The sequence below is a fragment of the Bizionia argentinensis JUB59 genome (genome assembly GCF_000224335.1).
In the GTDB taxonomy this organism is placed as follows: Bacteria; Bacteroidota; Bacteroidia; order Flavobacteriales; family Flavobacteriaceae; genus Algorimicrobium; species Algorimicrobium argentinense.
The window spans coordinates 205338-230976 of the sequence record NZ_AFXZ01000067.1 but is presented as its reverse complement, the minus strand read 5'-3'; the positions used below and the strand labels follow the sequence as shown (position 1 = coordinate 230976).

Annotated in this window: 23 protein-coding genes and 2 pseudogenes; 7 read left to right on the top strand and 18 right to left on the bottom strand. The window is 34.1% G+C overall.

Annotated features, from left to right (window positions below):
* Positions 1 to 580 precede the first annotated feature (580 nt).
* The 3 genes and pseudogenes from BZARG_RS14690 to BZARG_RS16210 form a co-directional block, all read right to left on the bottom strand.
* A pseudogene (locus BZARG_RS14690) lies at positions 581 to 1587 on the bottom strand (SDR family oxidoreductase).
* A gap of 410 nt (positions 1588 to 1997) precedes the next feature.
* Positions 1998 to 3275, bottom strand: coding sequence for a nucleotide sugar dehydrogenase (locus BZARG_RS14685; RefSeq protein WP_008639700.1), 1278 nt, complete (start codon positions 3273 to 3275; stop codon positions 1998 to 2000).
* A gap of 723 nt (positions 3276 to 3998) precedes the next feature.
* A pseudogene (locus BZARG_RS16210) lies at positions 3999 to 4187 on the bottom strand (hypothetical protein); the annotation flags it as partial.
* 1114 nt (positions 4188 to 5301) lie between these two features.
* On the opposite strand from BZARG_RS16210, the gene BZARG_RS14680 reads away from it, so the two are divergent.
* On the top strand, positions 5302 to 6201 hold the full coding sequence (locus BZARG_RS14680; protein WP_008639718.1) for a metallophosphoesterase family protein: 900 nt from the start codon (positions 5302 to 5304) through the stop codon (positions 6199 to 6201).
* 450 nt (positions 6202 to 6651) lie between these two features.
* On the opposite strand, the gene BZARG_RS14675 is transcribed toward BZARG_RS14680, so the two are convergent.
* From BZARG_RS14675 to trmB, 7 genes are all read right to left on the bottom strand, one after another.
* Complete coding sequence (locus tag BZARG_RS14675; protein WP_008639787.1) at positions 6652 to 6984, bottom strand: 2Fe-2S iron-sulfur cluster-binding family protein; 333 nt, start codon at positions 6982 to 6984, stop codon at positions 6652 to 6654.
* Positions 6985 to 7065: 81 nt separating this feature from the next.
* The gene (locus tag BZARG_RS14670) at positions 7066 to 8127 is read right to left on the bottom strand and encodes an NAD(P)/FAD-dependent oxidoreductase (RefSeq protein ID WP_008639766.1); all 1062 of its coding nucleotides are present in this window, start codon (positions 8125 to 8127) and stop codon (positions 7066 to 7068) included.
* Positions 8128 to 8345: 218 nt separating this feature from the next.
* Positions 8346 to 8588, bottom strand: a complete 243-nt coding sequence (locus BZARG_RS14665) for a NifU family protein (RefSeq protein WP_008639672.1) — start codon at positions 8586 to 8588, stop codon at positions 8346 to 8348.
* Between the two features lie 3 nt (positions 8589 to 8591).
* Positions 8592 to 9734 (bottom strand): Mrp/NBP35 family ATP-binding protein, encoded by a 1143-nt coding sequence (locus tag BZARG_RS14660; RefSeq protein ID WP_008639698.1) that lies wholly within the window; start codon positions 9732 to 9734, stop codon positions 8592 to 8594.
* 422 nt (positions 9735 to 10156) lie between these two features.
* Entirely contained in the window at positions 10157 to 10486 is a 330-nt protein-coding gene (locus BZARG_RS14655; RefSeq protein WP_008639582.1) for an MGMT family protein, read from the bottom strand.
* Positions 10486 to 11115, bottom strand: a complete 630-nt coding sequence (locus tag BZARG_RS14650; protein WP_008639645.1) for a LysE family translocator — start codon at positions 11113 to 11115, stop codon at positions 10486 to 10488. The genes BZARG_RS14655 and BZARG_RS14650 overlap by 1 nt, the downstream gene beginning before the upstream one ends.
* Positions 11115 to 11792 (bottom strand): tRNA (guanosine(46)-N7)-methyltransferase TrmB, encoded by a 678-nt coding sequence (gene trmB, locus BZARG_RS14645; protein WP_008639782.1) that lies wholly within the window; start codon positions 11790 to 11792, stop codon positions 11115 to 11117. Before trmB ends, BZARG_RS14650 begins: the two co-directional genes overlap by 1 nt.
* An 80-nt stretch (positions 11793 to 11872) precedes the next feature.
* Here trmB and BZARG_RS14640 point away from each other — a divergent pair, with 80 nt between their 5' ends.
* On the top strand, positions 11873 to 12934 hold the full coding sequence (locus BZARG_RS14640) for a glycosyltransferase (protein WP_008639422.1): 1062 nt from the start codon (positions 11873 to 11875) through the stop codon (positions 12932 to 12934).
* Here BZARG_RS14640 and BZARG_RS14635 read toward each other — a convergent pair.
* Positions 12908 to 13945: a sensor histidine kinase gene (locus tag BZARG_RS14635; RefSeq protein WP_008639810.1), complete on the bottom strand. Its 1038-nt coding sequence runs from the start codon at positions 13943 to 13945 to the stop codon at positions 12908 to 12910. The two genes, BZARG_RS14640 and BZARG_RS14635, sit on opposite strands and share 27 nt — an antisense overlap.
* Positions 13933 to 14628, bottom strand: coding sequence for a response regulator transcription factor (locus tag BZARG_RS14630; protein WP_008639784.1), 696 nt, complete (start codon positions 14626 to 14628; stop codon positions 13933 to 13935). Before BZARG_RS14630 ends, BZARG_RS14635 begins: the two co-directional genes overlap by 13 nt.
* Positions 14629 to 14820: 192 nt before the next feature.
* On the opposite strand from BZARG_RS14630, the gene BZARG_RS14625 reads away from it, so the two are divergent.
* Positions 14821 to 15156, top strand: a complete 336-nt coding sequence (locus BZARG_RS14625) for a T9SS type A sorting domain-containing protein (RefSeq protein WP_040288914.1) — start codon at positions 14821 to 14823, stop codon at positions 15154 to 15156.
* Positions 15157 to 15278: 122 nt separating this feature from the next.
* Positions 15279 to 16259, top strand: coding sequence for a LuxE/PaaK family acyltransferase (locus tag BZARG_RS14620; protein WP_008639703.1), 981 nt, complete (start codon positions 15279 to 15281; stop codon positions 16257 to 16259).
* Between the two features lie 109 nt (positions 16260 to 16368).
* On the opposite strand, the gene tyrS is transcribed toward BZARG_RS14620, so the two are convergent.
* Positions 16369 to 17676, bottom strand: a complete 1308-nt coding sequence (gene tyrS, locus BZARG_RS14615) for a tyrosine--tRNA ligase (RefSeq protein WP_008639447.1) — start codon at positions 17674 to 17676, stop codon at positions 16369 to 16371.
* 90 nt (positions 17677 to 17766) lie between these two features.
* Here tyrS and BZARG_RS14610 point away from each other — a divergent pair, with 90 nt between their 5' ends.
* Entirely contained in the window at positions 17767 to 18762 is a 996-nt protein-coding gene (locus tag BZARG_RS14610) for an NAD-dependent epimerase/dehydratase family protein (protein ID WP_008639652.1), read from the top strand.
* Positions 18763 to 18778: 16 nt separating this feature from the next.
* On the opposite strand, the gene BZARG_RS14605 is transcribed toward BZARG_RS14610, so the two are convergent.
* The 3 genes from BZARG_RS14605 to BZARG_RS14595 are packed head-to-tail and all read right to left on the bottom strand — an operon-like array spanning position 18779 to position 21290.
* Positions 18779 to 19216 (bottom strand): DUF4296 domain-containing protein, encoded by a 438-nt coding sequence (locus tag BZARG_RS14605; protein ID WP_050807320.1) that lies wholly within the window; start codon positions 19214 to 19216, stop codon positions 18779 to 18781.
* Complete coding sequence (locus BZARG_RS14600) at positions 19213 to 20562, bottom strand: dihydroorotase (RefSeq protein WP_008639556.1); 1350 nt, start codon at positions 20560 to 20562, stop codon at positions 19213 to 19215. The genes BZARG_RS14605 and BZARG_RS14600 overlap by 4 nt, the downstream gene beginning before the upstream one ends.
* 5 nt (positions 20563 to 20567) lie before the next feature.
* Positions 20568 to 21290, bottom strand: a complete 723-nt coding sequence (locus BZARG_RS14595; RefSeq protein WP_008639469.1) for a polyprenol monophosphomannose synthase — start codon at positions 21288 to 21290, stop codon at positions 20568 to 20570.
* Positions 21291 to 21397: 107 nt separating this feature from the next.
* On the opposite strand from BZARG_RS14595, the gene BZARG_RS14590 reads away from it, so the two are divergent.
* Both BZARG_RS14590 and BZARG_RS14585 read left to right on the top strand, forming a co-directional pair.
* Entirely contained in the window at positions 21398 to 22045 is a 648-nt protein-coding gene (locus BZARG_RS14590; RefSeq protein ID WP_008639771.1) for a DUF4271 domain-containing protein, read from the top strand.
* A 24-nt stretch (positions 22046 to 22069) separates the two neighbouring features.
* Positions 22070 to 22819 carry a uroporphyrinogen-III synthase gene (locus BZARG_RS14585; RefSeq protein WP_008639574.1) on the top strand — a complete coding sequence of 250 codons (750 nt, stop codon included), beginning with the start codon at positions 22070 to 22072 and terminating at the stop codon, positions 22817 to 22819.
* 68 nt (positions 22820 to 22887) lie between these two features.
* Here BZARG_RS14585 and BZARG_RS14580 read toward each other — a convergent pair whose 3' ends face one another.
* Positions 22888 to 23862 carry a T9SS type A sorting domain-containing protein gene (locus tag BZARG_RS14580; protein ID WP_008639632.1) on the bottom strand — a complete coding sequence of 325 codons (975 nt, stop codon included), beginning with the start codon at positions 23860 to 23862 and terminating at the stop codon, positions 22888 to 22890.
* A 106-nt stretch (positions 23863 to 23968) separates the two neighbouring features.
* Entirely contained in the window at positions 23969 to 25582 is a 1614-nt protein-coding gene (pckA, locus tag BZARG_RS14575; protein ID WP_008639440.1) for a phosphoenolpyruvate carboxykinase (ATP), read from the bottom strand.
* Positions 25583 to 25639 lie beyond the last annotated feature (57 nt).

The window sequence follows — 25639 nt, the reverse complement described above, 5'->3', positions numbered from 1 at the left end:
CAAATTTTGAAATATATTTTTGGCAGGCTTGTCTGCTAGTATAATTTTTGTAAAAGCAATAGTTTAAATTTGTAATAATGTATTGAAAAACGGTAGAAACAGGATTGAATTTTGATTTTTCTTTTGCAGTTTTTTGGTCTATATTAATTAAAAGCAGATTACAAAGGAATCTCATTACTAGCTTACACAAAAGAAAATACTGTTTTTTTTAAAGGTATGACACGCATTTAAAGACTCGGCAATCTCGCAGAGGTTTGTTTTGTATGAACATATTGTTATACTAAATACGATATAAATATGCAGTATTGCGTCACAAATTGCTCGTTTTATAAATTCAATAATCGTAATCTGTATTTTCTAACTGGCTTATAATAAGCATATTTAATATGAAATAAAACTTTCCATTTATAAAAAGTGATTTTTGAAATTTCTTGAAACTAGTTATAGTATTACCTTTATTAATGGCCTCCAAACTAATTGGAATAAAGATAATGACACGAAAGTTTACAAAAGGACTTATTCTTTTTTACCTTTAAAATAAATCTTTAAGCTTCACATCTAAATTACTTTATAATTATACTTAAGAATCTATTTTCAAATTCCCCCAATACCATTCTACAGCTTCTTCAATCCCATTATCAATAGTATGGCTGGGCTCATAATTTAATAAGCGTTTGGCTTTCTCTACAGAAGCCAATGAATGCGGAATATCACCTTGACGGCTTGGCCCGTGAACGATATTAACATCTACTATTTTAGAGTCGTATTTTAATAAGTTTTTTTTAGTAAGTCGGTTAATTGTACCAAAGTGGTACGATCTCCCACCGCAGTATTATAAATTTGGTTGAGGGCAGCATTATTGGTGGTGGTGATGGCGAGTAAATTCATTTGCACCACGTTATCGATGTAGGTGAAATCGCGGGAAAAACTTCCATCCCCATTAATAATTGGGCTTTCGTGACTCATAAATTGTTTTACAAATAAGGGGATTACTGCTGCGTACGCACCATTAGGGTCTTGACGTCTGCCAAAGACATTAAAATAGCGTAAACCAATGGTATTTAGTCCGAAAGTATTGAAAAAATTCTCGGCGTATAACTCGTTCACGTATTTAGTAATAGCATACGGTGATAAAGGTTTGCCTATAATCTCTTCCACTTTTGGCAAAGCTTCAGAATCCCCATAAGTTGAGGAACTGGCAGCGTAAATGAATCGGTTTACTTTATTGTCACGTGCTGCAACAAGCATATTTAAAAAACCACCAATGTTGACGTTGTTGGTGGTAATGGGATCGGCAATGGATCGTGGTACGGAACCTAATGCTGCTTGGTGTAATATGAAATCTTGACCCTTACAAACTTTTTGACAGGTTTCTAAATCGCGGATATCGCCTTCAATTAGCGTGAAGTTTTTGTTTTCTAGAAAAGGTTGGATGTTGTGGCGGTGGCCTGTAGCAAAGTTATCGAGACAGGTTACTTTTGCATTTATTTGCAATAGGGTTTCGCAAAGGTTGGAGCCGATGAAGCCTGCTCCTCCTGTTACTAATATGCTTTTGTTTTTTAAATTTTTAAATGGGTCTAAATTCATGTATTTCTAGCTTGAATTATAATTGTATAGTTATTCTTAATGTTCATTTTTTTACTCACGCACCTATTGTTTTATTGTTAGTGTTCGTGAATCTTCAATTTCATTGATGAAAAAACGAACCAAACCTGCCTACCGTCAGGCCGGAAAATCCAGGCTGATTTTAGTTTTCTTGAAAACGGCATACAAGTCTTTTCCTGCGGATGGCAACCACTGCGCTAGGCCATCCTCCTCTGCCATAAGCTAAATCTTTTATTTATTTTGCTACGAAAACGAAAAGTAGGCCATTTGGCAGTTTTATTAAAATGGTTTAAGATCTTATTAAACTACGATAATAAACCTAATACCTCAAACCTAATGCCTTTTTAATGCTGTGAATGAAACTGAACACTGCGACTCCACAACTAACAACTTTACAGCGTTCCGCAGGCATTTGGTAACACGCCTTTTACATCATAGATAATTCCTTTATCCGATTTTATAGCTTCTAAATCTAAACTTAAAAACTCGTTATGGGCTACCGCTAAAACAATAGAATCATACGGGCCTGTTGGCAATTTTTGTGTGGTGGTTAGGTTGTATTCGTGAGCCACTTGTGCTGGATTGGCCAAGGGATCGTAAATACAAATATCGGCGCCGTATTGTTTTAATTCGCGAACGACATCTACGACTTTGGTGTTACGAACATCTGGACAGTTTTCTTTAAAAGTAATTCCTAAAATTAAAATCTTGGAGCCTTTTACTTTTAAATCGCTTTGCAGCATGAGTTTCACTACTTCTGAAGCTACATACGCGCCCATAGAATCATTCATACGACGACCTGCTAAAATAATTTCTGGGTGATAGCCTAATTCTTGTGCTTTTTGTGCTAAATAATACGGATCCACTCCAATACAGTGTCCGCCGACTAATCCTGGTTTGAAGGGTAAAAAATTCCATTTGGTGCCGGCAGCTTCTAATACCGCTTTGGTATCGATATCCATCCGATTAAATATTTTTGCCAGTTCATTTACAAAAGCAATATTAATATCACGTTGTGAATTCTCAATGACTTTGGCCGCTTCCGCTACTTTTATACTCGGTGCTAAATGGGTTCCTCCTGTAATTACGGATTTGTATAGTTGGTCTATTTTCACACTCGCTTCTGGTGTTGAACCCGAAGTGACTTTTAATATTTTTTCCACTGTATGCTCTTTATCACCTGGATTAATACGTTCTGGAGAATACCCCACAAAGAAATCAACATTGAATTTTAAGCCGCTATGTTTTTCTAAAACAGGCACGCATTCTTCTTCAGTAACACCAGGATATACGGTAGATTCATAAATAACGGTATCGCCTATTTTTAAAACGCTGGCAACGGTTTCACTGCTTTTATATAAAGGTGTTAAATCGGGGCGGTTATTCTTATCTACGGGCGTTGGAACGGTTACCACGTAGTAGTTACAATCGGAAATAGCTTCCAACTGATTGGTACAAAATAAGCCGTTAGCACTATCTGTTTCTACTGATTTCTGCAATAAAACCTTTTGCAGGTCAGCATCATCCACTTCCAATGTGCTATCATGTCCGTTTTGTAATTCAGCAATACGATGTTGGTTTATATCAAAACCAATAACTGGGTATCTGGTGGCAAATAATCGCGCTAATGGTAATCCTACGTAACCTAATCCGATGACAGCTATTTTCATTTTATATGTTTTAACCTTTTATGAGTATATTTTTTAATCCTTAATGTGTAATGCAGCATTAGGACCACTTCACTTTGATTGTAAAGACTGAATTCATAAGGCATTAAAAATAAACAATTTCTCTGTATTAATTTGTTTAAAAAGAGCTTTAAACTTTAAAAACATTCTACAATTGTTGTTTTAACATCTAAACAAGTTAAACTTCTATTATTAGAAAAGGAGTTATAACCATTAAAATACTTACGGGTAAAAAGATGGCAAAGACTATAAGCTATAGGCAAATCATTTTAAAGAAATACTGGGGTCTTAATCCAAACCGTATAAAATGTAATTATTAAAATCGCTTATTTATGTTGGAAATCAAATTCCAATAAACGATGATCTTTATGGCTTTTGTCCGCCATAAAAGGACTTTATTTATTCTTAAATATAATTATAAATACATGTCGAGTTTCAAACAAAGGATAAGATAAAAATTGTGCATTTTTAAACACTGTGAATTCTGGATCTTCAGAAATTTAATATTAAACCATTTGATATACCCATACAAAATCAAAAACCATACATCGGATATCGCAAAGAAACATTTTGCGTTTGCGAGAAGAATTAGTAATTAAGAACTCTATTAAATCTCCGACAAATGATAAAGACAAGCCGCAATAAAGGAAGTGATTCCTAAAAAAAGAAAATTAAGTCCATAACACCACATGCAATAAAACCCAACTAACCAGCTAAACCGTCAATTAAATTGTAGCTATTAATACCTAAAACAGTAACAAAGACCGTAGAGATAATAGCGAATATTGTTGGTAAATCATTAATAGTAAACAGGCACGCAAAAGAATGAATGTAGATACTGATTTCGAGTATCGATATTAAAGCAATTAAGAGTTGTAAGAGGATTTTTTCTTTATTGCTAAAATGATAATCTCGTCCGGAACACCAATTAGCAACAAAATGAGAGCAAAAATATTAAAAATTAATGAATTAATTATTTGGCTATAATCAGCAAACATTAAAGGACATATAGAGTGTTAGCAGCAGGCCTGTAAAGCACCAACAACTTAAATAATGGTTACTATGCCTTTATGAGAGGTTCGGTCATTGGATGCCGTTAGACGAATTTTCGCCTTACTTATAGCTATAATTTTAGGTGCATTTTGCCTACCAAAAAGTTTTAAATGTTAGATTAAATTAAATCTTTTGTCTAAAAACCATCCAATTAAAATAAGCTCTTACCATGAAACGTAATAAGTTTTAATTAGTGGATTTACCATTACCCGTAAAATAAAGAGTTTGACTAAAATAGTTTTTTAATAAACCTATTTGCAATAATTTTATATTTTGAATTTAACACCATTTTTAAAAAACACTTGAATTGTTCAAGTAATTAGATATAACTTCCATAGGTTGGGCTTAAAAGTTATTATGCACCTAAACTTTCATCTTCAAATATAAGTGCTGTTTTCCGAAACTTCATTCAATATCATACTTTCTAAAATAAATATAAAATTTAAAATCAATTATGTTTTGTTATTTACTACACATTCTTTTTTATTCATTCTTTCTCCTTAATACAAAAAGAACCAAACTTGCCTTTCAGCAGGTAGGAAATTAAAACCATTTAAAGAAAATGACTACGCCAAGCAAGCCAGTTCCTTAATCTTATTCAGGAATATTCACAGAATTTTAGTCATAACTCCCTTGAACCTTTATAGCTCAATTCGTTATATAGTTTGATGTTTCTAAAAATAGCTGAACTGGCATATTAAAATCGTTTAGAATTTTGAAATTGTGACTGGAAATGCAACTAAAAATTAGACGAATAAACCTCATACCTTTTTTAGCCGTTTAGACTGTCTACCCGTCGGTAGACAGGGTGATTAACCCGTCATTCGTTTTAAATTATGACTTCAGATGAATACCACAGACATTTACTTAACACACAATAACGCAGACCCCTTTAGCCTGTATTTTCCCATCTGCCAACAAGCTAGTTTCTTACTTTTTTGTTTACATTTACTAAATGCTATCCAGTAAAAAACGTTTAGACCGCGCTTATAAAGAAGCCAAAATCATTGATTTTGATAATACGAGTAAATTTGTATTGTTTAGCGATGTGCATAGAGGTGATAATAGTTTTGCTGACGATTTTGCAAACAATGCAAACACTTATTTTCACGCTTTAAAACATTATTACGCGGAAGGTTTCACATATATTGAATTAGGTGATGGCGATGAACTTTGGGAACATCGAAACTTTAAAACTATTTTTGAAGCGCATAAACATGTGTATCTATTACTCAAGGAATTCCATAAAAATAATAGGCTGCAGATTCTCTATGGTAATCACGATATGGCTTATAAGGATCCTGATTATGTAAAAAAACATCTTTCTACCTATTTTGAGCCTATTACTGGAAAAAAGGAAGCGTTGTTTACAGACATTACTATTAATGAGGCGCTGATATTAAAGCATACTGAAAACCATCAGGAATTATTTTTAACCCATGGACATCAAGCCGATTGGTGGAATTATACCTTTTGGAAGTGGAGTCGGTTTTTAGTTCGCGTACTTTGGAAACCACTCAATGTTATGGGGATTTCGAACCCGACAAGTCCGGCAAAAAATCGTATGGAATTAATGCGCATTGAAAAACTCTTGAAACACTGGATTATTAGTAAAAATAATATGGTGACTATTGTCGGACACACCCACAGGCCGCGTTTTCCAGAAACAGACGATATTGCTTTTTTTAATGATGGTTCTTGTGTTTTCCCACGAAGCATAACAGGCATTGAAATTGAAAATGGTGAAATTGCACTTATTAAATGGCAGATTGCAACAACCGATGATGGCACGCTGAAAGTGGTGCGTGTTTTATTGGAAGGGCCGCGGAAGTTATTGGATTATGAGGGGGGCTAGTTTTTCTAAATATGAAATAAGAATCTATAAGAAGAAGCTAGACCGTCTCGATAAAAATCATATGTTTTAAAGAATAGAGAAGAGAGTATACTATAGTTGAAAATTGCTAGATTAAAGTTAGATTTACATGCTTTTGCATTATTTTAAAATCCCACGACTTCTCGGCTCTTGCTAAAACCTCACAGTCCCGACGTTTCGGGATTAAAACCTGTGAGGTCTGTTTTTAGAATGCTCCCTGATAAATAAATCACTAGGAAACTTTAGTCCATAGATTTTTAAAACAGACTGAAATCTGTAGCATTGGTTAAATTTATAGAAAATGATTTGCGCCGATTCTTTCAAGGAACCAGTGAATTTTTGAAATTCGTAAAATTAGTCTCAAAACTTTTTAGAAGCTAAAGCGAGATGCCATAAAGCACATATTTTTAACTTGATTTCAGACCAATAAATCTATTCAGCTGGTGCCAACTTAACTTCCAAACCTTCCATAGCCGGTGTCATCTGAATTTGACAACCTAAACGTGAATTATCTTTAACAAAAAAAGCTTCGGAAAGCATCGCTTCTTCATCGTCTTGCATTTCTGGCAATAGTGTATTGCTTAATACATAGCATTGACAACTGGCGCACATAGCCATGCCGCCGCAAATACCAATAGTTCCCTCTGGAGCCAGCTCGTAAACTCGAACAACTTCCATAAGGTTCATAGCCATATCGGTTGGCGCTTCAATTGTATGCGAAATGCCTTCGCGATCTATGATTGTTATATTTATATCTTGCTCCATGTTTTCTTCCCGTGAAAACGGGAACCTGTTTTTAATTATACGCTAATATCAAGCTTTGTCGCTAAAAGCAATAAGAAACCACTAATCGAATGCTTTAACAACAGCCTTCGGTGCTTCTTTTCTGGTTCCATCAAAACCATCGACACCAGCTACCGTTGTATATTTTAATACATATCGTTTTCCAGGATTCATAATTTGATAAGCCGCTTGACACATTAATGTCGCTTCATGGAAACCACAAAGAATTAGCTTTAATTTACCGGGATAAATATTAACATCGCCAATGGCAAAAATACCAGGAATATTTGTCTGATAATCCAACGCATTATTAACTTTAATGGCATTTTTTTCAATTTCTAATCCCCAGTTGGCTATCGGTCCTAGTTTAGGAGACAAGCCAAATAGTGGAATAAAATGATCGCATTCTAATTCAAATTCTTTTTCTATATGTTTTGCTTGTGAAACGACCACAGCTTTAACCGCACCATCTCCAACAATACCTGTTACTTCAGCAGGTGTAATTAAATTTATTTTACCTAAATTTTTTAGCTCTTGAACTTTGTCTACCGAATCTAAATGGCCTCTAAATTCATTACGACGGTGAATAAGCGTTACTTCACTAGCAATATCACTTAAAAAGATACTCCAATCTAAAGCAGAATCGCCACCACCAGCAATAACTACTTTTTTATCGCGATAGAATTCTGGATCTTTAATCATGTATTCCACACCTTTATCTTCAAAATCGGCAATATTATGAATTAGCGGTTTACGCGGCTCAAAGCTTCCCAATCCACCAGCAATAGCCACAACGGGTGCTTGGTGCTGCGTGCCTTTATTAGTGGTAACTATAAAACTACCATCTTCTTGTTTCTCTATAGTTTCGGCACGTTCGCCAAGCGTAAAGCCTGGTTCAAATTGTTTACATTGCTCCAACAATTTCATGGTAAGATCGCCTGCCAGAATTTCTGGATAGGCTGGAATATCGTAAATCGGTTTTTTAGGATATAATTCGGTACATTGTCCACCTGCTTGTGGTAATGCATCGATAAGGTGACATTTTAATTTTAGTAATCCTGCTTCAAAAACGGTGAATAATCCGGTTGGCCCTGCGCCAATAATAAGTATATCTGTCTTTATCATAGTCATTCCCAAAAATGTTGGGTACTTCTTTTATTCGACTTTTGTTTCAGTTGCAAATTTCGGATAATTATCACGGGTTTTTCATGATATTTATCAGTTTGTATGATGGATTTGGTCTCGACGATTCTAGGTTGTTAACGCTCCCGAAATTCTCATGGGTTAAGCGGGTAGTGAAAGTCAAAGGCTAAAGCAACACTGTTTGCTAGCAATAATCTGCTTTAAGCCTCTACATTGACAACCTGTTCTATTTGAGGCGCATATTTTTTGATAGTCATTTCCACTCCCATCTTAAGCGTCATTTGGTTTACGCTACAACCTACGCACGCGCCTTCTAACTGCACTCTTACAAGTTTACCATCCTCTATGGAAAGCAAGGAAATATCGCCACCATCACTTTGTAAAAATGGACGAATTTCATCAAGTGCTTTTTCAATATTTAATGTGAGTTCTTCTGTGGTCATAACCTATTTTTTAACGGCGGAACATCCAGCCATGGTTGTAATTTTAATGGCTTCAGTTGGCGGCAATCCATCATTTCGTTTTACCACTTCTTCGACCACATTTTGTGTGAGTTTTTCAAAGGCTTTTTCCAATAGCGTACCTGTTTGCATAGCTGCTGGACGACCTAAATCTCCCGCTTCACGAATGCTTTGTACCAATGGAATTTCTCCTAGAAAACGTACATCTAAATCGGAAGCTAAATTTTTAGCACCTTCTTTTCCAAATATATAATATTTATTGTTTGGCAACTCCTCTGGTGTAAAGTAGGCCATATTTTCTATAATCCCTAAAACAGGCACATTTATACTTTCCTGTTGAAACATAGCAACTCCTTTTCTAGCATCGGCAAGTGCAACATTTTGAGGCGTACTGACTACAACAGCGCCAGTAATTGGCAAGGATTGCATAATACTTAAATGAATATCGCCTGTTCCTGGTGGTAAATCGATTAACATAAAATCGAGTTCGCCCCAATGTGCATCAAAAATCATTTGATTTAATGCTTTCGAAGCCATAGGGCCACGCCAAACAACCGCTTGATCGGGTTGCGTGAAAAAGCCAATAGATAATATTTTAACACCGTAATTTTCTACAGGTTTCATTTTAGACTTTCCATCCACAGTTGTAGCTAAAGGTCTTTCATTCTCGACATCGAACATAATAGGCATAGATGGTCCGTAAATATCCGCATCAAGAATTCCAACTTTAAAACCCATTTTGGACAAGGTTACCGCTAAATTAGCTGTAACTGTCGATTTACCAACACCTCCTTTTCCTGAAGCAACGGCGATTATATTTTGAATACCTGGAATAGATTTGCCTTTAATCTCATTGGCCGTTTTAGGTTTAGCTGGCGGTGCATCTACTTTTGTGTTGATCGTGATTTTTGCTTTCTCATAAACCTGATCATGAATAGCTTTCAATATTTCAACTTCCATTTTCTTTTTAGCTTGTAGCGCTGGGTTGCTAATGGTAATATCTACAATAACCTCATCACCAAAAGTCATAATGTTTTTAACGGCACCACTTTCCACCATATTTTGGCCTTCGCCAGGAACGGTTATGGTTTCAAGTGCTTTTAATATATCTTCTTTATTTAATTTCATAATGCTACTATTTATACACAGATAAAACAGCTTATGAGTATGATATCTATACGATTTGCTGTTTATTTATTCAGAACTATTCTAAACTACAAATATACAGTGAATTGTTTAGAATTTGAAATGCTTTAATTGAAATGATTGATGTTTAAATTTGATTTTGTTATGAGGTGTTAATTATTTCTAAAAATAGAGAATAGAGCCTAAATCACCGCGCTTTTTTTTAAAGATTAAAAATAGAAATATTTAGAATTGAATGGTGAGTTGTCGCGTTTTAGGAATAAAATATTGTGTTATGCCGAATGATTGTGGGCGGATGGAAAAATGTACATGACCAATTAAACGAGGTGACTAGTAAGATTTATATAATGACATTTTTGTAATTATCTCCTAATTCTTAACAAATTAGTAAATAACAGGAAGTTCTATAAGGCTTTACGCGGTTCCCAAAACACGCTATCGAAATCCTGAATTTGATTATCGATGACTTGTATGCCTTCACTTTCTAAAAGCTGTTGCATCAGGTTAGTACCATCAAAATGATGCTTGCCAGTTAATAAGCCTTTTCTGTTTACTACCCGATGGGCTGGAACATCTTTATTATGTGAACCATTCATTGCATAACCAACCATTCTAGCACTTTTGGCTGCGCCGAGAAATGTGGCAATAGCACCATAACTGGTTACGCGTCCAAAAGGAATTTGTCTAGCAACCTGATAAACTTTATCATAAAAACTTACCGTTTCAGGCTTCATTACAAGTCTTTTAAAATACTAATTAGAGTATAAATAGCTACCACTCCCGTAATAGCGCCAATCATATAGTTCATAACTTTCTTTGAGGCTATTTTATGGTCTTTTATCTTTTCAAAAAAGTGCATATATAAATATAAGGATACAAAAGCGCCAAAACTAGAACTTATTACAAAAGCGGCAATATCTAAATTCTCGAATTTCATAAAACCGTATGAGGCCATAGTCATAGCTACATATGCTTGAAACGGAATTGGAAAAAAGTTAATACCAGACAAAAACATGCCATGAAAAAAGCGTTTGGTTTTACTACGTGAATCATCCTCTTTTTTATTCTGTTCATTATGCTTAGCAATAAACAAAAAGTAAATACTCAATAACGCAAAAATAATCATAGCCACAATACGCAAAACACCTACAACGTCCGGATGATTACTTAAGTAACGAGCAGAAATAGTTGCTATTAAAGCTTGAACAATAATTACTAAACACGCGCCTAAAGCAAACATAACACCTCTCGTGTGACCTTCGTTTAAACTAATCTTGGCAGACGTAATATTTATCAAACCGGGCGGTAAAGTTGCAATAAAAGTCGCCAGAAAACCGAATATTAATACAAGAGCTAAATCCACTAATTTTTAATTTTAAATTGAATATACGTAATTGGTTTGTTCTGTTCTAAATACTGACTTTCGTAAAAAGTTTGTATACGCGTTACATCTTCCGGGCTGCCTTCCTGTTTATAAACATTATGATTGGCATATAATACTTCATGTCCCGCGCCATGCAACAACCCTAATGTATAACCGTGCATAAATTCGCTATCTGTTTTTAAATTAACAACGCCGTCTGGTTTTAATATGGTTTTATAGCGTGCTAAAAACTCTGCATTGGTCATACGGTGTTTGGTTCGCTTGTATTTTATTTGCGGATCTGGAAAAGTTATCCAAATTTCGTCAACTTCGTTTTCTGCAAAAGCATGATCGATTAATTCAATTTGCGTACGTAGAAAACCCACATTGCTCATGTTTTCTTCGAGCGCTGTTTTAGCACCACGCCAAAAACGTGCTCCTTTAATATCCACTCCAACAAAGTTTTTATTCGGATACCTTTCTGCCATGGCAGTTGTATATTCTCCCTTACCACAACCCAACTCTAAAATTATTGGGTAATCGTTTTTGAAAAAATCGCGATTCCAATTTCCTTTTAAAGGAAATTCTTTATTAACGAGTTCTTCACGTGATGGCTGCACCACATTTTTAAAGGTCTCGTTTTCGTTAAAACGTTTTAATTTATTTTTACTTCCCACTTTTACTAAACTGATTTATAAAACTTTTGGCAAAATTACGGAATTAAGTGGAAGCTCTTATATGCTTACCTTTGTTTTTAATGTTAGAGAAGAAACACATTTTAGTGGCGCCATTAAATTGGGGTCTTGGTCATGCCACCAGATGCATCCCGATTATTAAAGAATTAATGCACCATAAATTCACGCCTATACTGGCTAGTGATGGCGCTGCTCTAGCTTTACTTCAAACTGAATTTCCGAATCTTACTTGTTTAACATTGCCTTCATACAATATTAAATATGCCAAAAATGCTCGTTTTTTTAAATTTAAATTGCTGACCGATACGCCTAAAATTTTAAGAAATATGGCTGCTGAAAAATCGGCAATCGACAAAATTCTTAAAGAACATTCTATTTCGGGCATTATTTCAGATAATCGATTTGGTGTTTTCTCTTCTAAAGTCCCTTCGGTATTTATCACGCATCAGCTAAACGTATTGAGCGGAAACACCACTTGGCTAAGCAGCAAAATTCATAGAAATATTATTAAAAAATTTGATGAATGTTGGATTCCTGATGCTGAAGGAGCAATTAATTTAAGTGGTAAATTGGGTCATGTGAAGAAATTGACTTCAACTATTAAATACATGAATCCTATAAGCCGATTCACTAAAAAAGACACGCCTATAATTTATGATATTCTCGTTTTATTATCTGGTCCGGAACCACAACGACAATTTCTGGAAACGAAACTTTTAAAGGAATTAGCTAATTACCCTGGAGCAATCTTATTTATTAAAGGCTTAGTTGAAAACGAAATTAAAAAAGAAGTTATCGGCAATTTTACGATTTACAACTATTTAACAAGCAGATTATTGGAAGATGCTTTAAATAAAAGTCAGCTCGTTATTTCAAGATCCGGTTATACCACACTCATGGATTTGGCAAAACTAGAAAAGCAGGCTTTTTTTATACCAACACCCGGACAGTTTGAACAAAATTATTTAGCAGAACGATTACAACAAAATGAAATGGTTCCGTATTGCCAACAAAATGATTTTACGGTAGAGCAATTAAAGCGTGTTTCTAAATTTAAAGGATTGCGTAGTTTTAAAGAAGCGACTAATTACACCGAATTATTTAGCCTTTTCCATACTAAATGAAAACTCGCTACCTACTTCGGCTTCGCTTTCAATATAGATGCCTTCGTCATGGGCTTCAATAATATGTTTTACAATAGATAAGCCTAAACCAGAACCACCTTCTTTACGCGAGCCGCTTTTATCGACCCGGTAAAAGCGTTCAAAAATTCGTGATAAATGTTCTGCAGCTATGCCTTCGCCATTATCGGTAACGCGTACAAGGACTTTATTTTTAATTAGATTTTCTATACCAATTTCAGTCGTCCCTTTTTCTCTGCCGTATTTAAGGGAATTTACTACAAGATTGGTAATAACTTGTTCAATACGCTCTTTGTCGGCATAAACAAAAATAGGATCTGGATAATCGGCGTCGAAAGTCAAGGTTATTTTTTTTCTAGCTGCTTTCATTTCCAGCAATTCAAATACGTTTTCTATGAGTTCAATAATATCAAAAAACTCTTTGTTCAAGCTTAAATCGCCTACTTCCAGTTTGGTAATCATATCCAAATCTTTCACAATATAAATAAGGCGCTCTACACCTTTACTTGCGCGATTTAAATAGCGCTTGCGAATGCGTTTATCATCTATTGCGCCATCCAATAATGTTAAAATGTAACCTTGAACGGTAAATAAGGGCGTTTTTAATTCGTGAGAAACGTTTCCTAAATATTCTTTACGGTATTCTTCACGGACTTTTAATGTTTCAATTTCTAATTTTTTGTCTTTCGCATACTTATCAATTTCTTTAGTAAGCGTAGCCATATCGGTAGTAATTGGCTGTTTTGTTAAGCTAGCAGATTCCAGAAGTGTTAAATCGTCATAGATTTTTTTCACCCGTCTGTAAATAAAACGCTCTACACGATATTGAATAATTACAAATGATAGGAACCCGAAAAATAAAACAAAGGGAAATAACCACCAGGTCCAAACCTGCAGCGCATAAAGAAAAACACTTAAAAAAAATGTTAATAGTAATGTAGAAAGTAAGGCTGTTTTAACAGCAAATTTATAAGTTTTCTTTAGTTTTTGCATGTTTCGATAAACTTATAGCCAACACCTTTTACGGTTTTAAAAGAATCATCGCCGATTTTCTCACGAAGTTTTCTAATATGAACATCAATCGTGCGGCCACCAACAACTACTTCATTTCCCCAAACGCTATCCAGAATATCTTCGCGTTTAAAAACCTTACCAGGTTTAGATGCTAATAAAGATAATAATTCAAATTCTTTACGTGGTAAAATCAATTCATCACCATTTAAAACAACTTTATATTCATCTCTATTAATTATAAGATTCCCAATTTCCACTATAGATTCCGCAGAATCTTCTTCTTTAAAACGACGTAGTAAGGATTTCACCTTGCTTACTAAAACTTTTGGCTTTATGGGTTTAGTAATATAATCATCGGCACCTGCATCAAAACCTGCAACTTGAGAATAGTCTTCACCACGAGCGGTTAAAAAGGTAATAATGGTTTCGCTTAAATCGGGCACTTTTCGTATTAATTCGCAAGCTTCAATACCATCCATTTCTGGCATCATAACATCCATAATAATAAGATGTGGTTTTATTTTTTTTGCTTTTTTTACGGCTTTTACGCCATTTTCAGCTGTAAAAATCTCATAGCCTTCAGCAGATAAATTATAACCAACTATTTCTAAAATATCTGGTTCATCATCCACTAATAATATCTTAATATCGCGTTTTTTCATAGAAATTTAATGGTTCAAAAAGGTAAAGATAAAACTAATCGGCTAGTGGAAACAGCTTATCTCGTATTAATAACATTATGGTAACCTTTAGGTTAACTGTTGATAATATAACAACAAATTTCTTAAAATAGAATTTTGGTGAACTATTTGCAGTAATATTACGTATATTTATCTTTATTTTAATTTGACCACATGAAAAAAACTACTTATTTAATTTTTCTTTTTTTTACCCTTTTCTCGATAAGCGAAAGTTTTTCGCAATCGTTGGATAGGGAAGCTACGGCAAATTCTAAAAATATAGAAAACCTTTTAATCTACCCAAATCCGGTAAGTAATGGTAAATTGTATGTTGCTACCAAGAATAACTTTGTAAAACAAATTTCTGTTTATAATGTTTTAGGCAAACAAGTCATGTCTCAATCACTTTCTGGTAAAGAATTAAATATATCCGAATTAAAAGCAGGTATATATATTATTAAAATTACCGAAAACAAGTTAAACGCAACCAGAAAACTGATTGTCAAATAAGTAGCTCCATGTTATTTATTTGTAAAATTTAAATTAATTTAAAAAATCAGCACTTAAAATAGCATCTGTTTTTAAAGTGTTACCAATTGGTAGCGCTTTTTTATTTTCCATACTTTTGCACTATGATACATTCGTCGGACATATTCGAAATCGATTCTGCGGAAGCATTCGAAAAAAAAGCTTTACAGGTTTTTAAATTTCAATTTGAAAACAATGGCGTTTATCGTTCCTTTTGCGATTTATTATATAAAAACCCAAGTGATATTCATCGTATTGAAGACATTCCTTTTCTGCCTATTCAGTTTTTTAAGTCGCATGATGTCGTGAGTTCCTCCGCTCCTGTTCAAAAAATATTTGCTAGTTCAGGAACTACGGGACAAACAACCAGTAAACATCTAGTAACAGATTTATCGGTTTATGAAAAGAGTTATGAAAACGCTTTTCAAAAATTTTATGGTAACAATGAAGACTATGTAGTATTAGCTTTACTACCGAGTTATTTAGAACGCGACGGCTCTTCCTTAATATATATGGCGGATGCACTTATAAAGCAATCCAAACAGCCTGAAAGTGGGTTTTACCTGGATGATCTGGAGGCTTTAAAGAATATACTTTTAAAATTAGAATCTGAAAACAGAAAAATTTTACTAATTGGCGTGTCGTTTGCCTTATTAGATTTGGTAGAGCACCATCAATTCCAGCTTAAAAGCACCATTATTATGGAAACCGGTGGTATGAAAGGCAGGCGAAAAGAATTAATACGAAATGAGCTTCACGCTATTTTAAAAAATGGCTTTGGCGTTTCGGAAATCCACAGTGAATACGGCATGACAGAACTGTTAAGCCAGGCTTACTCCAAAGGTGATGGCCTTTTTAATTGTCCTCCGTGGATGCGTATTTTAACGCGCGACACAGAAGATGCGCTAACTATTCACGACGCTAACAAAACAGGTGGTTTAAACATTATAGATTTGGCTAATGTTAATTCTTGCGCCTTTATAGCCACACAAGATTTAGGAAAGGTCCATGCTAATGGATCTTTTGAAATTATTGGCAGATTCGATAATTCAGATATACGTGGCTGTAACTTAATGGCTTTGTAAGGAACTTAAACTTTTTACGACTAAATAAGTGCTATGAAAAAGATTAATTTTTTTTAGTTAATTGGTTAATAAGAGAAACGCCCCGATATTTATCGAGGCGTTTCTTATTTTATAACACTTTTATGATATACGTGTTTTTCTTTCCTTTGTTGATAATGATATAATGATCATTAATTAAATCATTATTTGAAAGCGAATAATTCTCGGTTACTTTTTCTTTATTAACGGAAATAGCGTTTTCTTTTAGCGCTCGCCTGGCCTCACCATTGGAAGCTAAAAAATTAGTATGGGCCGATAAAGCACCAATCATATCAATACCGTTTTCAAAATCTGCTCTTGAAATTTCTGATTGCGGTACACCTTCAAAAACATCTAAAAACGTTTTTTCATCCAAGGTTTTAATATCTTCTTTAAACGATTTACTAAAAAGAATATTAGATGCTTTTTCAGCGTTTTCATAGTCTGCTTTAGAGTGAACAAATGTGGTTAACTCTTCTGCTAAACGCTTTTGAAGTAATCTTAAATGCGGGGATTCCTGATGCTCTTTGATTAAAGCTTCAATAGTTGACTTATCTAAAAACGTGAAAATTTTAATATACTTTTCAGCATCTTCATCAGAGGTGTTTAACCAAAATTGGTAGAATTTATAAACAGAGGTTTTATCGGTATCTAACCAAATATTACCACCTTCACTTTTTCCAAATTTAGAACCATCGGCTTTTGTAATTAACGGACAAGTCATAGCAAAGGCTTTACCTTCTTCACCAACCGTCATCCGCCTTACCAATTCGGTTCCTGTGGTAATATTCCCCCATTGGTCACTACCACCCATTTGTAATAAAACGTTATGGTTTTTATATAAATAATAAAAGTCGTAACCCTGAATTAGCTGATAGGTAAATTCAGTAAAAGACATCCCAACATTCCCATCTTCACCTGAAAATCGTTTTTTAACCGAGTCTTTGGACATCATATAATTTACGGTAATACGCTTACCAACATCTCTAGCAAAATCGATGAATGAAAAATCTTTCATCCAATCGTAATTATTTACTAAAACAGGTGCGTTTTCCGCTTTGGAATCGAAATTTAAAAAACGTGATAATACGCTTTTAATTCCCGCTACGTTTTTACTTAAAGCTTCTTCGTCTAAAAGATTACGCTCATCACTTTTTCCAGATGGATCGCCAATCATTCCAGTAGCACCACCTATTAAAGCCATAGGCTTATGCCCTGCTTTTTCCAGATGAACCAACAAAATAATAGGTACTAAACTTCCAATATGTAGAGAATCGGATGTGGGATCGAAACCTATATAAGCGGTTGTCATTTCTTTTGAAAGTTGCTCTTCCGTTCCGGGCATGATATCATGTAACATACCGCGCCATCTTAAATCTTCAACAAATGCATTTGCCATTTTATATACTAATAAAATTAAATAAATGCAAAGATAAAAATCAATACATTAACGGCTGTACTTTCTGAATAATTCTTTACATTGTAACCTATGATTTTAGTCACAGGAGGAACCGGTTTAGTCGGATCGCATTTATTATACCAACTCGTTTACGCAAATAAGTCGGTAAGAGCTATTTACAGAACAGAAGAGAAGCAAGATGTTGTAAAACGTGTGTTTTCTTACTATTCCGATGATTTTTTAACACTTTTTAATAAAATTGAATGGGTAGAAGCCGATTTATTGAATATCCCGAAACTTTCGGATGCCTTTAAAAACGTGGATTACGTCTATCATTGTGCTGCTATGGTTTCCTTTGCGCCTAATGATTATCATAAACTTCGCAAAACCAATATTGAAGGCACAACCAATATTGTTAATTTAAGCATTAGCAACCATATTAAAAAGCTTTGCTATGTAAGTAGTGTTGCTGCCATTGGAGAAAATATTAAGAACGAACCATCAAACGAAGAAAATTCCTGGAACAAGGAAAAAGATAACAGTGTATATGCCATTACAAAATATGGTGCTGAAATTGAAGTTTGGCGTGGTACGCAAGAAGGTTTAGATGCGGTTATAGTAAACCCAGGTGTTATTTTGGGCCCAGGGTTATGGAATCAGGGAACAGGTGAGATTTTTAAACAGGTTAAAGGTGGTTTACCATTTTACACCAAAGGTCACGTGGCGTGTATAGACGTATTTGATGTGGTTAAGATCATGATTGACCTTTTAGAAAGCCCTATTAAAAATGACCGCTTTATCCTGGTTGCTGACCATGTTTCTTATAAAGAATTTTTAGGAATGATTGCTAAAAACCTGAATGCTAAAGCGCCTTATATAGAAGCGAAATCATGGCTATTAGGTATTGTCTGGCGATTAGATTGGTTAAAACATAAACTAACTGGAAAACCAAGAAAACTAGTAAAACACATGGTTAAGTCCACACAGAATAAAGTGGTTTACGATAATACCAAGATAAAAAATCAGTTAAATTATAAATTTACGCCTATATCTGAAAGCATTGCGTCTGTAGCAGAAAAATTTTAAAAATATAATAAAACTATTATGGGGCTTTCGTGCCTTTAATTTCACTCGCTTCTTTGCCCACACTGTCCGCTATTATCTGTTTAGCTTCTCGTTCTTTAATTAAATTTTCTTCAAACTGTGTATTGTATTTAACTTTCAGTTTATTTAAACTGTCTTCAACACGATCTATAATAAGACTATAATCTTCAGTATACCAAGAATAGTATTTATTACTATTTAAAAACTGTAAACTATCTATATTATGCGTTTTATAAACATAGGCTTCTGGTGAAATTCCGTTAGTTTCAAGTATTTTCTTATTAATACCTTTCGCGGAAGATAATATAGACAAATCCACCAAAATAGATACCATATCATTTTTTGTGATTAAATTCTTGGGTTTTTTAGGTTTACTAAAAGGATTGCATCCAACTAAAATTAAAGTTAATAAAGAATAAACTACAACTTTTTTCATCTGTTAAAAGTTAAACGTTTTGCGGCCTTTTCTGCGCTAAACTTATTTTGTTCAAAAACCAAACGACCATTTAAAATTGTATGTGTAACACGCGATTTAAATGTAGCTCCTTCGAATGGAGACCAACCACTTTTACATAAAATATTTTCTTTTTTAACGGTCCAAGGATTATTAATATCTACAATTACCAAATCGGCAAAGTAACCTTCCTTAATATAACCCCGTTTTTCAACTCGAAAAAGAATTGCCGGATTATGACACATTTTCTCCACTAATTTAGGAATAGATATTTTTCCTTGATGATGCGTTTCCAACATTGCCACCAGTGCGTGCTGAACTAAAGGGCCTCCAGATGGCGCTTTTGTATAAACATTATTTTTTTCATCTAATGTGTGCGGCGCATGATCGGTTGCAATAACATCTATCCGGTCATCCAAAAGTGCTTTCCAAAGACCATCACGGTCTTTAGCTGTTTTTACCGCTGGGTTCCATTTAATATGTGTTCCCTTTTTCTCGTAATCTTCATCGCTAAACCATAAATGGTGTACACACACTTCAGCCGTAATTTTCTTATCTTTCAATGGAATTTTATTACTAAATAACGTCGTTTCCTTTGCAGTAGACACATGAAAAACATGTAAACGCGCACCTGTTTTTTTAGCGAGTTGAACAGCTTTGGACGAAGATAAATAACAAGCTTCTTCGCTACGAATTACGGGATGTAAACTCATAGGAATATCCGCTCCATAAAGTTCTGTATAGGTTTCTAAATTCGCTTTAATAGTATCTTCATCTTCACAATGCACCGAGATTACCATATCCGTGCTGGAGAATATTTTTTCTAAAACTGCTGGATCATCGACCAACATGTTTCCAGTAGACGATCCTAAAAACAACTTTAAACCAGCCACTTCTTTCGGGTTAACCTTTAAAATTTCGTCTAAATTATCATTAGTTCCTCCAAACATAAAAGAATAATTAGCGTAAGATGTCTCGGCAGCTATAGCAAACTTTTCTTCTAATTTTTCAATGGTTGTAGTCTGTGGATTGGTATTTGGCATTTCAATAAAAGACGTGATTCCTCCGGCAATCGCTGCCTTGGATTCGCTTGCAATATCACCTTTATGTGTTAATCCTGGTTCTCTAAAATGCACTTGATCATCAATAACACCCGGTAAAATATAATTTCCTTCGGCATCAATTACCTTAACATTAGAGGATTTAACGCTTATAAGTGGGGCTACTTCAATAATGATATCATTTTCAATATAAATATCGCCTTCTAAAATAGCACCTTCATTAACTATTTTACCGTTTTTAATTAATAACGCTGTTGATAAACTCATATTTATTATTTTTTAAAAAAGCTGTTAATCTTCATACTTATAACACCTAAAATAGCTTCTGAAATTATACCGCCACTCATTTTAGATTTCCCTTTAGATCTATCCGTAAAAATAACGGGAACCTCAACAATGGTAAATTCCTTTAAATAAGCTTTGAACTTCATTTCAATTTGAAAAGCATAACCTACAAACTTTATAGCTTTCAAATCAATGTTTTCTAATACATGCCGTTTATAACATACAAAACCGGCTGTGGTATCGTGAATTTTCATTCGCGTTACAAATCGCACATATTTTGACGCAAAATAGGACAATAATATCCGACTCATAGGCCAATTAACCACATTAACCCCTGTTATATAACGGGATCCTACAGCAACATCTGCGTTTTCTGTATGACATGCATTATACAACCGAATTAAATCGTTTGGATTGTGTGAAAAATCAGCATCCATTTCAAAAATGTACGAATAATCTCGTTTCAAACACCATTTAAATCCGGCAATATAAGCCGTACCCAAACCTGTTTTTTCTTCACGCTCTAAAAGATACAACTGTTCTGGAAATTCTCTTTGTAATTCTTTAACTTTCTGGGCTGTTAAATCGGGTGAATTATCATCAACTACAAGCACATGAAACAATTTATCTTGAGAAAAGACAGCCCTAATAATGGCCTCAATATTCTCAATTTCGTTAAAAGTGGGGATTATGACAATAGTGTCTGACATGACAAAGCGTAATTTTTAGCAAATGTAAACTATTTAAAAGATAGTTTTTTTTAAATATTACTTAAAATAGTAGATACAAGTACAATAAATTATAATAATTTTACATCATGCTTCGTAATTACATTTCAAACGACTTATTTACCATTTTAATTGTTGTAGGCTTTATTCTCATAACAATTACAAAGGTTCTTTTCACCAAACGTTTTCAAGATTTCGTGTTGGTTTTAGGTAATTCTAAATACCTTAAAATCTATTCAAAAGATCAGAAATTTTTTGATGTTTTTGACAGCTTATTATTCTTAAACTTCGCTCTTGCCGTTACCATCTTTGGCTTTATTACCTTTAATCAGATTTCTCCGGATTTAGACATGTCAGGTATTGTATTATTAAAACTGATAGCTATAACCGCCATCTACCTAATCATGAAGACACTAATAGAGAGACTTATAGGAAGTGTTTTTGACATCGATTTTATTATCGAAAATTACCTGTTTCAGAAAACAAGTTATAAAAACTTTATAGGCCTAATTCTAATGCCTCTAAATGCTATTGTAATTTATGGCGATTTAGCATCTAAAGCTATCATATACGCTACATGGAGTATTATTTTAATAGTCTTTGTAATTGGCATTATAACAACGATTAAGACTTATCATAATCTTATTAAAGAGAACATGTTTTATTTTATTTTGTATCTTTGCACACTTGAAATAGCACCATACATCATTTTATACCAAATGGCTATAAATGTTTAGTGCTTCAAATTAAAGAAATATCCTATGAAAGTGAAAACAATTTTAGTATCTCAACCGGAACCTAAAATAGAAAATTCGCCATACTTTGATCTCCAGGAAAAGCAAAAGGTAAAAATTGACTTTAGACCGTTTATACATGTAGAAGGCGTTGATGCAAAAGAAATTAGACAACAAAAAGTTGACTTAAATAAATTTACAGCTATAATTTTGACCAGTAGAAATGCTGTAGATCATTTTTTTAGAGTGGCTGATGAAATGCGTTTTAAGGTACCTGATAGTATGAAATATTTCTGCCAGTCTGAAGCTGTTGCTTATTATCTTCAAAAATATGTAGTATACAGAAAACGAAAAATTTATGTAGGAAAACGAAATTTCGCTGATTTATCACCTTTAATTAAAAAATACAAAGGCGAATCTTTTTTATTACCAACTACGGATAAATTGAAGCCTGAAGTTCCTGAAACCTTAAACGCTTTAAACGTGGAATGGAAAGAGGCTATTTTTTACAAAACAGTTATTAGCGATTTATCAGATTTAGCTAACGTATCCTATGATATTTTAGTGTTTTTTAGTCCTTCAGGAATTGAATCTTTATTTCATAACTTCCCGGATTTTGAACAAAAAAATACACGGATAGCTGTTTTTGGAAACACAACAATTAAAGCAGTTGAAGAGCATGGTTTACGTGTGGATATTTCTGCTCCCACGCCTGAGACGCCATCTATGACTATGGCTTTAGACAAGTATATAAAAGAAGCAAATAAAAAGAAATAGGAAATATTTTATACCTAAAAAAGCTCAATTGAATTTTCAATTGGGTTTTTTTATGTTCTTTTTAAAACCTATTTTATAATGAGCTTTTTTGTAATTGTTTTAGCTGGTGTAGAAACCCGCATTAAATACACTCCGGACGATAATGATGAAATATTTAATCGGTTTTCACCAAAGGAGATGGTGTTAGATAATACTAGCTTGCCGGTAATGTTGTAAACCGCTAACTTCGTTTTTTGATTTAAGTTGGAAGATATATTTATTGAACCAGAGGCCGGATTAGGATAAATTGAAAATGCGACTACGTTTGTTTTTCCGGTACTAAAAGTTGGACAAGCTCCTTCGGTTTCATACAAAGTCAATTCACCGAGGTTCCAAGAAACTAAATTAGATTCAGTTTCATCATCTACAATTATACAACCAGGCCCAACATTATTATCAGCCCTGAAAACCGTATTTGCATTATTGCCGTTTCTCATATCAATAAACAGCAAAGCATTATTTCTTACATTAACATTGGATAGTAATGTATTACCGGAAAAATCAATAGATTGAAGTGACGCATTTCGAGCATTGAATGTCAAGAGTCCTGTATTCGTCAATAAATCTACCGTAGTTAAAGCAGTATCATAAACATTAATCTCCTCCAAAAAAGTCAGTCCTGTAACGTTTAAGCTACTCAAACCAGAACACCCTTCTAAATTAAGCTCAACCAAATTTACATTAGCGGATAGATCCAAAGTAGTAATACCCGTATTATATGATAAATTAAGTTCTTCAAGGTTAACAAAAGCTTCTAATCCAGTTAAATCAGCAATACCTTTATTAGAAAAGCCAAATGTGCCTGTTACCGCTATTGCATCAGCGGTTAAAATTTGCCCATCTAAAACACCTAGACTGTCATAATTATAAGTAATTAAAGCTTGTTCAAATGCTACATCAGGAACACAGGTATATCCAGGATCTGGAGTGCCAGGACATTGCGCGAACGTCCATGATTGAAAAGCAGTAAAAATTGCGAGTAATAAAAATGTAGTTTTTTTCATAAAAAAAAGGTTTAAAAAATTAGTTTTATTAAAACTACAATTTTAAACCTTTTCAAACAAGTAAAAGAGAAACTTTTTTAAACCAAATCAATTGGCTTGCAATGGGTTACAACTTTACTTTTGGAGCTCCAGACATGATATCATCGTTTGCATACTCCTCATATTTCTTGAAGTTTGCTTTAAATGAATCGGCTAATTTGTAAGCTGTCTTATAATAACCTTCGTCATTATTCCATGTTGCTCTCGGACTTAATACTTCCGAAGGCACATTTGGACATGTATGTGGTTGCAACACGCCAAAAACAGAATGCTCATGATAACTATCTTTATTAGCAGCCTCTAAACTACCATCCATTGCGGCAGTAATCATTGCGCGCGTGTATTTTAATTTCATTCGTGTTCCTACGCCATAAGGACCACCGGTCCAACCCGTATTTACCAGCCAAACATTTACACCAGATTCTTGCATTTTATTACTTAACATTTCTGCATATTTAGTTGGGTGCAACGGCATAAAAGGTGCACCGAAACACGCTGAAAAACTTGGTAATGGCTCGTCAATACCTGCTTCCGTTCCAGCGACTTTAGCCGTATAGCCAGAAATAAAATGATAAGCCGCTTGCCCTGGCGTTAATTTTGAAATTGGAGGTAACACACCAAAAGCATCAGCTGTTAAAAAGAAAATGTTTTTAGGATTCTTACCTGTTGATGGTACTTGAATGTTGTTTATATGATAAATTGGATAGCTAACACGCGTATTCTGAGTGATAGAAGTGTCCGCGAAATCCACATCGCCTTTTTCGTCTATAATAACGTTTTCAAGAATAGCGCCTGGCTTAATAGCGTTAAAAATATCTGGCTCATTTTCTGCCGATAAATTAATTACTTTCGCGTAGCAACCACCTTCAAAATTGAAAACGGTATTTTCATTCGTCCAACCATGTTCATCATCACCAATTAATTTACGATTAGGATCTGCAGAAAGAGTAGTCTTTCCTGTTCCTGATAATCCGAAGAAAATAGCAGTATCGCCATCCTCTCCAACGTTAGCACTACAGTGCATTGGCAAGGTATTTTTAAATACTGGTAAAATGAAGTTTAAAGCAGAAAATATACCTTTTTTAACTTCACCTGTATATCCTGTTCCACCAATTAACACAATTTTTCGAGTAAAATCTAAAATCGCAAAGTTGGATTGACGCACACCATCAACTTCAGGGTCTGCCATAAATCCCGGTGCATTTACAATAGTCCATTCTGGATCAAAATCCTTAAGTTCAGATTCCTCTGGTCTTAAAAACATATTATGCGCAAACATATTGATCCAAGGAAATTCCGTAATAACGCGGATATTTAATCTGTATTCATCATCAGCGCAAGCATAACTGTCTCTGACAAAAACTTCTTTATCCGATAAGTAGTCGGTTACTTTGTTATATAATTTGTCGAATGCATCAGATTTCATTGGGATATTAATATCTCCCCACCAAACACGATCTTTAGTAACATCGTCTTTAACAATAAAGCGGTCTTTTGGCGAACGTCCAGTAAACTCTCCTGTGTTTACAGCTAAAGCACCTGAAGATGCTTCAACCCCTTGCCCTTTTTTAATTGTTAGATTGTGTAGTTGTTCTGATGATAATTGATATTGAACTTTAGCATTTTTAATTCCATATTCTTCTAATGAAACTGTTTTTGATGCTTGAGTATGATCCATCATAATAATTTGTGTTGTTTATACTGCAAAATTAAACATTATTTTAACCTATGCACTTAA